Source organism: Pseudomonas sp. Ost2, assembly GCF_018326065.1.
In the GTDB taxonomy this organism is placed as follows: domain Bacteria; phylum Pseudomonadota; class Gammaproteobacteria; order Pseudomonadales; family Pseudomonadaceae; genus Aquipseudomonas; species Aquipseudomonas gingeri.
Window position 1 is genome coordinate 6,321,467 of the sequence record NZ_AP021904.1, and the last position, 9,898, is coordinate 6,331,364.

Here is a 9,898-nt window from a genome sequence, read left to right on the forward strand (position 1 = left end):
AAGATAAGGCCATCCAGCCCGTCGGCCATTAAAAACACAATACGTCTAGCGGTGGCACCAGCGGCAGCCCAAACCCGCAATATTCAACGATCCGCACTCATGGCGTGAATCAACTCAGGCCAAGCCGGTGCCACGTAGCCAGTCGCTTGGCGAAAACGAGAACCGTCCAGCGAGCGATCGATGACCAGCGCATCATCAGGTCGAATATCGATCTGCTTACCGTACTCAGCGGCAATCAACCCCAGCAAGTCGAACTTGGCGATCGGCTCGGCAGCGACATGATACAGGCCACTGAGAGATGAGTGCGGAATGACGAAGTCTTTCATAACTCGCGCCAGCTCAACCGTGGGCAATCCAGAGAAGATTGCCTTGGTAAATCCCTTTACGGAGCCATGCTCGGAGAGGAACCAATCAACCAACGCATGGTTCGAGTCCAGTTCATGCCCAATGATCGAGGTACGCAGAGTAATCGCATGTGGCAAGTCATGCAGCTCCCCAATGTACTTGGACTTGCCATACAGATCCTCAGCATCCGATGGATCGGACTCCAGGTAGCCACCTTTTCGTCCAGAAAACACGCAGTCGGTGCTTACATGGATGAGACGCGCACCGCTCAACTCACACAGCCGGGCCAACCGGTGTGGCAGCATGGCATTGATCGGCAGAGCAGTGAGCGGATCCTTTGCGTCCGCCAAATGCTTGATCAGCCCGACACAGTTGATCACCACGTCTGGCCGGACCCGGGAAAATACCGTCGCGAGTGCATCCTGATCTAGCACATCAATGCCTTTCAGCAGACGCCCGGACACCGGAGCAGGAAAACTCCGGATCGCTGCAGCACTGCGTAACGTGCCCCAGGCCTCATAGCCTGGATCGGCAGAAAACACACGAAATACAGCATTGCCGAGCATTCCGGTAACACCAAGAACCAAAACCCGCACCATGAATCGCAAACCTTCTTAAAAGTTTCAAGTCTTGTAGGACAAACGCAAAAATCTATCAAGCAAAAATAGAATCAAAACATTCAACAATATGGATCCGAACAGCATATAGCTCTGCAACGGCACATAACCAAAGCTGGTATAACGAAAAGCAATAACCTGAGCGATCAACGCACAGAGCACCAGATTTTTCCCACCTAATCGGTACACAAAATACTCAAAAAAAGCAGCGACCATCGAGAATGCCAATACTGCGCAAAACAAGAAAAGGTAGGACCCGGGATAGAACAGAAATGCGATGTAGCCCGGCAAAGAAACGAAATGTGTCCCATCACCGCGGGAGTTGTCGTAGGAAGACACCACAAAATTCTTGTCATAGAAAGAGTTGGCATTTTTTTCGAACTTTTCCGAAAGCGCCTCCTTGAATAACGTCCAACCTTTATCTGGTGCCCCTACCACAGCCATCACACCTTCCACACCAACCCAGCGATCAAGAAACAGGGTCGAGGTCTGTCCTATCACCTCCCCATTACGCTGGGATTGGGTATAACCGGCATAAAAGGTATTGGCCCGGAAGTAATTGACAGACAACACTGACGCGACAAACAAAAGCCCGAACACCACGACCGAAAATCCCGCCAACCTTAAGCGTAAACGTGGTTCTCGTTTTCGAAATTGTACCAGAGCGCCATACATCAAGGCAGATCCGTTGAGAATCATGCCCCGGCTCCACAAGGAGACATTGGACATTGCCACTTCAGAGAGCGCGATGACGACAGCAACCCAATAACGTTCTCTATTCAACTCGAATTCGAAACGCAAGATAACTGCAGAAATAGAGGCCATACCAAACATCAACAGCCACGCATAAGCGCCGTTGAGCCCAAAGGGCAGTTTTACCCGTTCAACCAAGCCCCGCTGATAAATACCAAACCATGCATTGGAAATACAGACGGCCAGTACCATCAGAACAAAGGCTATCAGTAGAGCGACTCGATATTTCCGATAGAAGACATACAAGCCCGTATAAGAGATATCAGGCAACGTATCAGGATAACTAAAAAAGAAGCGCTGACGAATAAAGCGCGCAAACAAAACTGCCGCTAACGCGCAACTAACCACCAACAACACCTGATCCAAAGAGTCAGCACTCCCATTGAAGCCCCCCACCGAAATATTGAAATGACCTTGAGAAAAAGCCGTATGCACACTAAATTTCAGCCAGAAACCTAGCCACAGCAAAACACCAATGAAAGAATCAAAAAAAATCACACCCCGACCAAATCCAAAGTACAACACCACAGTGGAAAGCCCCGTGAAAAGCAAATAGATCCAGGCACTCCCCTGATATTTACTCAATGCATAGGCTCCGACAATCGAAATTCCTGCAAATATTAGCAACCACGCTCCTTTAATCAGAATATTCCAGCGCATAACCCCTCAGACAACATGTCCATTAATCGATGAAAAACGCGCGCGAGGCAGAGAAATCACCGCCAACAACACCCCCATAAGAAAAACATGATTACACCAGAGTATGGCTGGCGCAGACCAACTTTGAATGTACTATCGACCACCAACATAAAGACGACCACCAACACCAAGCCCATATACGGGCTGTGTATCCAAAAATCCCGCCATCGTCGGCACACCGCCACCAGGCTGTACAGCGCCAGCACAATTAGTGGCAACAGCCCCAGCACACCAAAATTGTAGGCAAAGTCGAGGTAGTAGTTCAGTGCGCTCGGATAAAGCCCCCTATCGGGCGACGCTGCATGCCCAAACAGAACACTGGTCCAACTCGCACCAATTCCGTCAATATAAAACATCCAGCGCTCCAGATAACCGACCTGCCCCTCTAGCACCCGCATAGAAAGATTGGCCGTCTCCGACAGCGGCGCCAGAATTTCCACCTGCGACACGTAGCGAATATACAAAACCGCCAGCAACGCCCCAGCCACCGCCAAAAACGGTACGAGCAGCAGGGATGCGAAGCGTCGTCTTCGCATAAATTGCTGCGCGACGAAGCAGAACATCCCCAGCACGAAGAGTAGCATTGCAAGCAATGACCAGGACAAAACCACGTAGCAGCCCATCAGCAGGGTCAAGGCGCGCAGCCAACCTGCAAAACCTGCACGCCCCCAAAGCGTAAACAGCGCAAGCACGAACGCTGCAACGAACAATACGGAAGCATACTGCAGATGCTGATAGATACTGAAGAAATAGACAGAAGGCGAAAGTACCACATCACCCGAGGACATAGTCGCAAGCAACTGCAGGGGCAGCACCGTCAGCAGGATGAGCAGCGCGCCCTTCGCAACCTGCGTCAGTGCGTCTTCGCGAACACCAAATTGCTGTCCAAGGACCAGAGCGAACATCGGCAGGACGTACTGGATCAGCAGTATCAGCTTTTGCCTCCCGCCTCCGGTGTTATCCAGCCCAAGCAAAAGACTGCTCAATAGCATGCCGATGAAGACAAAAAACAGAATCAACAACGCCAGGCGTGCGCGCGAGTAACGCCCCAGCAACACCATTCCCGGGTAACAGACCAGTACCGAGAGGGGGATCGGCAGCAAAGTCAGAACCCCGCCACTGCTGAAGCTATTGGAAGGATCATCGAAAATGCCGCCTTGGAGCTGAAAAAATATCGGGAGAAATATTACCAATGCGATCAGCAGCAGCAAATTTTTCTGCGTGAAAAAGCCCGAATTGGGCCAGGAAAGCAGGCCATGACGTTCGCTGGCATAGAACACCCAGGACAGAAGCGCACCCAGCAAATACAGCAGCACCAATGCGTTGATGCCAATCCCGTAAAACAGAAAGGGAATGCACGATATCAGCAGAATATTCGACAACATGTCCGAACCGAACACGTCACCTCCGACCTCATCCTGAATGATGCGCAGTCGAATGCGCTGCGCCAGCACCATCACCACGCCTCCCACCAAGGAGCAGCCCACAGCGAGCCAGAACAGGCGATCCTTGTGGGTCCAGTCCAGCAGATCCGGAACGCTCCACACGCAGGCAACCGTTACCACACCGACCAGCAACATGACGACAAGGATCAGGTTGAAGATCTTGAGCAGGCGGCCCGGGCTCGCCTTGCGTTGCTCCTGCCTAACCATGGTCGGTCCCAACGCCTGAGAGAAAACCGCACCGAGAATGCCTCCCAAGGCAAAGGCAGAAAAAAGATCGCCAGCCACCTGCTTGCCCGCCACCAGCAAGATGAACAGGCGGAACACGTATACCGACACGCCGATAACCGCTGTCGAACCGAAATGCGGCAATAAAAAACGAATACTCGAAAACAGGGATACGCCATTACCCCACGTGCATATCCGAAGCCCGGAACTCATGCATCCAAGCAATGGTGACAGAGCCCAAAGCAAAATCATGGGCGTAGACAGGGGGCCATCGTTAAGCAACACAAGCAGCAGCGCCAGGGTAAGGCCACCCTGGATAAACAGAAAGCTTATTGCTGCCCGCTCCTGATGACGCAACTCCTGCTCACTGAGAAATATCTCCGCCAACCATTCAGTGGCGCGACGAGCTACCAGAAGAAGAACCACCAACCAACTACTATCCACAACCCCGGCACACAACATCCACGCCAGCGCGCCCAACGGCAGCAGCATGATCAAGCGCAGCCGAAGGATTCCGGGAGCATCGACCGTACCGGACTCGGAAAGAATCAGGCTGCGCGCATTGCCAGAAAACGAGTAGAAGAGTGCCACCGTGGCGCCGTGAATCAGTCCGAGATCCGCTGCCAATGCGGGCTTTCCGAATAGACTCAGGCCGATCATGACCACCATCATAGAGAAGGTGTTTGCCATGAAGGCAACCGGAAAGACCACCACACGCATCATCGATTCCTTAGGCGGGCAGGCTCATCCTGCATCGTCAGCGCTGCAACAGTTCAACCAAACGGATCACTTGGCTATCCATCTCGAAATGGGTATCGAAGTAGGCCCTGCCCGCTCTTCCCATGACCACTCGTTCGGCCGTTCCCAGCGCCTTCATACATCGAATGTTGGCAACCAACGGCAACACCTGCTCGGCAGGCGAAGCCAGACCCGCGCCCGCTTCACAGACCACCCTAGCCCCCTCACCGTTCATACAGGCGATGATTGGTCGCCCCGCAGCGAGATACGCTTGGATCTTGCTTGGAATAGTCTGGGCGAAGGCTTCCTCGTCATTGAGCGACACCAGCAGTGCTGATGAACGCTCGAAAATCGCCGGCATTGCCTCCATCGGAAAACGCCCTGGCAACACCAGATTGTCCAGTCTCAACTCCCGCTGCTGTGATTTGAGCCAGTCCAGCCGGCTCCCGCTGCCGACCAGCACAAGGCGGATATCCGGATCATCGCGCAACTCCACCGCCGCCTGCACCACTGTATCGAGGGCTTGGGCAGTGCCCAGATTACCGGCAAACACCACGCAAAACTTTTGCTGAAGTAGCGCATCCAGCTCCGGAGGTAGTGCAACTACCGACCGCACGCGCGCATTCATCGAATTTGGGTAATAGTGGATTTTCTCGCGTGCAGCATAACGGGCCACCGGCTCGACGAAAGCCCGGGACTGCACCAGCAGTGTATCGCAATGGCGATAAATCACTTTGACCATCCATCCCACCACCTTGAGCAAATGCTCATTGCGAACGAATCCGGTGGCAGACAAGCTCTCCGGCCACAGATCCTGCACCCAGAGTGCCAGACGCGCCTTCTTTAGCCATTTGAGGAGAATCGCCGGAATCGCCTGGGTAACGGGCGAGGGCGCGAAAACCAGGACCGTATCGAATTCGCGCTTGCGCAACATCCAGGGCAGGTAAAGCAACCCAGTGAAAACAAAAGAGAGGTAGTTGAGAATCAGATTCTTCGCCCCTCCTTTTCCTCGCGGCCACAGCGGCACACGCAGCACGTCGATATGTCCCTCGTAGCGCTCCCGCTGAGTACCTGCCGCGCAATAACCTTCAAATACGTTACCATCCGGATAGTTGGGCTTGCCGGTGGCAACCACGACGTCGTGCCCCTGCTCGACAAGGGTCCGCACGATATCGTTGATGATGAAACTTTCTGGCCAGAAGTATTGGGACAGCATCAGGATACGCATGACTCAACGATTTGCCTGTGATGAAAGAATCTGCCGGTACAGATCAAGCATGCGCGCAGCATTGGCCTCGATCGAGAATGTATGCTCCGCCCAGCTTTTGGCTTGCATACCCAACTGGCGGCGCCAGAGTGGAGACTCGGCCATCCGCTGCAGCGCATCGGCGATCAGCGTCGGATCTGGCGTCGGCACCGCCAGCCCAGTGACTTCATGCACCAGGGCGTCCGGCACCGGATTGGTCACCGCCACGACACTTGGAACGGAATAGAAAGCTGCTTCGAAAACCGGCCGGCCAGCTGCATCCAGGTGCGAAGGGAAGCAAAGGATATCCAGTTGCGGGTAGAGCGTGCGGACATCACTCACGAAGCCAAGCAGCTTGACCTGTTCCTCCAGGTTCTCGCGCCGGATCAACGTCTCAAGCTCGGCATACATATCCCGCGCGAAGCCAAACTTCCCGAGCACCCAGGCTTTGAAGCCAGAGAGTTGACGCGCGTTCTCGCCAGCGACCAAACACTCGATGCGGACACCTCGCCCCTTGAGAATACGCATCGCTTCGACCAGTTCGAAGATACCTTTGAGAGGAATCAACACGCCCAGGAAACCGACTCTGACTACCTCACCGTCACTCCTGGGTTGTGGCGCCGGAACCTGCCCGGCGACCTTGAGCCCGTTATGGATGATGCTGAGCGGTAAATTCGGCTCAAGCGTAGCGGCGACCGTATGGTCGATCGCCACTACAGCACCGGCATAACGACGCAATAAAGCGTTCATCCATCGAGTACGCAAGCCGGTGCCCGGCTTGCGCTGCAATGAGCGCACATGCACCACCAGTGGCACGCGCAACATCCACTTGGCAATAACCCCCAGAGGCAAGAGGGTGACATCGTTGATGTGGATCAGATCGAAGGGCTCATAACGCAAGCGCCATAAGCCGAGCAGCGAGAACGGCAACAAGAACAATTCGCGTAGCAGAATGATCCAGCGCACCTTACGGTAGTAACCGTAGCGAGTATTATCGAACTGACTCAGCCCCCTGATCGCTCTTACCTGCAACCCTGCCTCGGCAAAGGAGGGGCACACAGGTCCAGCGGGCGTCAACACGGTGCCGTGCACCCCCTCGCCTCGCAACATGGCATACAGCTCGATAAGGCTTTTTGAGGCACCGCCAAACGCTGCCGTGCCGTGCAAAAACAAAACTTTCAAGAGAAAACCCTTAACAGATCAGAGCCGAGAGGCCTTATCGAACAGACTCAGGAAGAACGCTTCATCTGATATAGCTTGCGGATAAAATCCCAGGCAAAGCGCTCACTGGGATAGGCATCGTGCGGCTTGGCAGCCCTGTGCAGGTAAGCTTCCAGCTGACTCTCGGTCCACCCCATCTTCTTCAGGAAGTACTTGCGATCACGATCAAGTTCTTCAGGCGAGGCGTAAGGCGATTGCTCAAGGTGCGACAGTGCCTGTGCGCGGGTCATCTGCCCACTCATTACCAAGGTCGACAGATGCAGCTTGCGCTTATCCACATCAAACTTCTGCGGCAGGATATAACCTTGATAGAAGCGCGTGAACACCGATTCATAGTGCTTGTACGGGTAACGTTTGTAGGCATATTTTTGTTCAAGCAGGTCGAGAGCTGCGTCTTTTTGATAATCATAGAAATCGAGGAACGGCACCCACTTGATACCGCGCACTACACGATTGTAGATGTAGCCCAAAGTTCCCATGATCGGGAAAGTCCTGATACGCACCGCGTTACGTCGGGCTATCGCCTTGATATTGCGTTTATCCCACTTGCGCCAGTTCCAGCCCTCGGGCATCGGCATGCCTTCGGTTGCCGAGTTGCTTCCAGAAAGGATGTACTTGATGCCATAGCGCCTGGCCTGTTCGTAGTTCACTGCCAGCATGGCGTTGTCGTAGAGCAGTTCCACGTCAATCACATCGGCATCGAAGAATGACTGCATCAACCCCTTGTATTCAGGCCAATCGATCACATGGGTATACAGGTCGACGCCCAGGTTGGTCACCAGATTCTTGATGTTGTTGACCGCCAGTTCGGAGTTCCAGTTGTTGTCCATGTGCACGGCCAGGGGGCGAAGACCCTCGGCCAACGCCAGATGGATAACATAGGAGCTGTCCACGCCACCTGAAAGTCCGATGATGCAATCATACTTCTTACCTTCACCGGCTTTTTTCACCTGCTCGACGAAAGCCTTGCGCCGCTGCGCACGTTCGACTTCCGGAGCGAAAACAACGCTGTTGACGCGTAGTTGGAAATACGTGCAAAAATTGCAGATGCCCTGTTCATCAAAAGAAATACCGGATGCACTGTCATCCATTACGCAACGGGTACAGACCCTGTGTTCTTTAGGAAACATCTTTACCCCTGAAAAGCGACTCGAGCTCTGAATATTTTGGATAACTGATAAGCACCGCACGGTGTGGCCCCTGAAGGACAAAGAGGCTGCCTGCAGCAACGGCAGAAGCGCCGGCCTTGGTGGCTTCTACAAAGTCCTGCAATCCGGCCGCTCCGCCCAGCGCAATCAAGGGAACATCCACAGCCTGCGCGGCACTTTGAATCAAACGCAGATCATACCCTTGCTGCATGCCATCACGGTCAACCGAATTCAACAGCACCTCTCCGGCACCTGCTGCGACCAACTCTTTTAGAGCCGCCACCCAATCATCTCCGATTGAGCGACGTGCCGAAGACGACCACAAGCGATAGCGACCGAGCCAGTCCCGCTTGATATCAACAGACACCACGACGCTCTGGCTGCCAAAACGCTCGGCGATCTCGGTAACCAGCTTCGGGTTGCTCAATACAGAGGTCTGCAGGACAACTTTTTCCACGCCGGAGGAAAAAATCCGCCTCGCCTGCTCGATCGTGGAGATACCACCGCCGTAGCCCAATGGCATGAAACACTCGGCGGCAATACTCTCGATCAGCGTATAGTCGGGCGCGCGCCCCCGACGGCTGGCATCGATGTCAAGCACCACCAGTTCGTCCACTTCCTTCTCATTGAAGATGCGAATGGCATTGACCGGATCACCGACGTATTTGTGCTTACCGAACTTCCGGGTCTTGACCAGCCCCCCCTCGCGCAGCAGCAACGCGGGTATCACACGATGCTTGAGCACGTTACACCTCGAGAAAATGTCGGAAAAGCTCCATGCCAAACCTGTGGCTCTTTTCCGGATGGAACTGGAAGCCCCAGATATTCGCCCGCCGGAACGCCGCAACGAATGTTTCACCATATTCGCATTGCAGCAGAACATCAGCAGGATCAGAGCATTCAACACGGTAGGAGTGCACGAAGTAGAAACGTCGAGGGTTCTCCGAAGGCGGCAACAGAATATCAGCGCGTACCTGATGTACTTCGTTCCAGCCCATGTGTGGCACTTTGAGCACTGCACCCTCCGGTCGGAACCGGCGAGCTGTAGCATCGATCCAACCGAGTCCGGGCAATTGCCCCTCCTCACTGCCACGTGTCAGCAGTTGCATGCCCAAGCAAATCCCCATGATGGGCACATAGTGCTCGAAGACAGCCTGCTTCAGCGGGTCGACCCAACCGGCATCACGCAAGTTACCCATACAATGATCGAAAGCTCCTACGCCGGGCAGAATGAGCTTGCCAGCATCGGCCAATTGCTCAGGCGAGCGAATGATCTGCGCCTCTGCCCCGACGTGCTGAATCATGTTGACCACCGAGGCCAGATTGCCGCAGCCATAATCGATCACAGAAATTTTTTGCACGGCCAGTATTCACTATCGAATGAGGTTGCTTCGCTTTCAGGCCAGTACCGCCCTGCATCAGGCCCGCTCAAAACGAAATAGGATACCTTGTTCTGATCCA

General features: G+C 54.1%; 8 protein-coding genes. All 8 read right to left on the reverse strand.

Translation table 11 applies throughout. The annotated features are described in order from the left end of the window. Window positions 1–83: 83 nt before the first annotated feature. Genes KI243_RS27925 through hisH form a run of 8 tightly spaced genes read right to left on the reverse strand, consistent with a single transcriptional unit; the run spans window position 84 to window position 9,798 of the window. On the reverse strand, window positions 84–941 hold the full coding sequence (locus KI243_RS27925; protein WP_212811255.1) for an SDR family oxidoreductase: 858 nt from the start codon (window positions 939–941) through the stop codon (window positions 84–86). A 27-nt stretch (window positions 942–968) separates the two neighbouring features. Beyond that, window positions 969–2,375 carry a hypothetical protein gene (locus tag KI243_RS27930; RefSeq protein ID WP_212810137.1) on the reverse strand — a complete coding sequence of 469 codons (1,407 nt, stop codon included), beginning with the start codon at window positions 2,373–2,375 and terminating at the stop codon, window positions 969–971. A gap of 56 nt (window positions 2,376–2,431) precedes the next feature. Beyond that, window positions 2,432–4,804, reverse strand: coding sequence for a hypothetical protein (locus tag KI243_RS27935; RefSeq protein ID WP_212810138.1), 2,373 nt, complete (start codon window positions 4,802–4,804; stop codon window positions 2,432–2,434). A gap of 37 nt (window positions 4,805–4,841) precedes the next feature. Beyond that, window positions 4,842–6,050, reverse strand: coding sequence for a glycosyltransferase family 4 protein (locus KI243_RS27940; protein ID WP_178989975.1), 1,209 nt, complete (start codon window positions 6,048–6,050; stop codon window positions 4,842–4,844). 3 nt (window positions 6,051–6,053) lie between these two features. Next, window positions 6,054–7,250, reverse strand: a complete 1,197-nt coding sequence (locus KI243_RS27945) for a glycosyltransferase family 4 protein (protein WP_244861782.1) — start codon at window positions 7,248–7,250, stop codon at window positions 6,054–6,056. 47 nt (window positions 7,251–7,297) lie between these two features. Then, on the reverse strand, window positions 7,298–8,419 hold the full coding sequence (locus tag KI243_RS27950; RefSeq protein WP_256736574.1) for an N-acetyl sugar amidotransferase: 1,122 nt from the start codon (window positions 8,417–8,419) through the stop codon (window positions 7,298–7,300). Next, window positions 8,409–9,182, reverse strand: a complete 774-nt coding sequence (locus KI243_RS27955) for an AglZ/HisF2 family acetamidino modification protein (RefSeq protein WP_212810139.1) — start codon at window positions 9,180–9,182, stop codon at window positions 8,409–8,411. Before KI243_RS27955 ends, KI243_RS27950 begins: the two co-directional genes overlap by 11 nt. 1 nt (window position 9,183) lies before the next feature. After that, window positions 9,184–9,798, reverse strand: a complete 615-nt coding sequence (gene hisH / locus KI243_RS27960) for an imidazole glycerol phosphate synthase subunit HisH (protein ID WP_244861783.1) — start codon at window positions 9,796–9,798, stop codon at window positions 9,184–9,186. Window positions 9,799–9,898 lie beyond the last annotated feature (100 nt).

Excerpts from the sequence above, each read along its gene's own strand:
- KI243_RS27930 (WP_212810137.1), bottom strand. The coding sequence starts at position 2,375 with ATGCGCTGGAATATTCTGATTAAAGGAGCGTGGTTGCTAATATTTGCA.
- KI243_RS27935 (WP_212810138.1), bottom strand. The coding sequence starts at position 4,804 with ATGCGTGTGGTGGTCTTTCCGGTTGCCTTCATGGCAAACACCTTCTCT.
- KI243_RS27940 (WP_178989975.1), bottom strand. The coding sequence starts at position 6,050 with ATGCGTATCCTGATGCTGTCCCAATACTTCTGGCCAGAAAGTTTCATC.
- KI243_RS27950 (WP_256736574.1), bottom strand. The coding sequence starts at position 8,419 with ATGTTTCCTAAAGAACACAGGGTCTGTACCCGTTGCGTAATGGATGAC.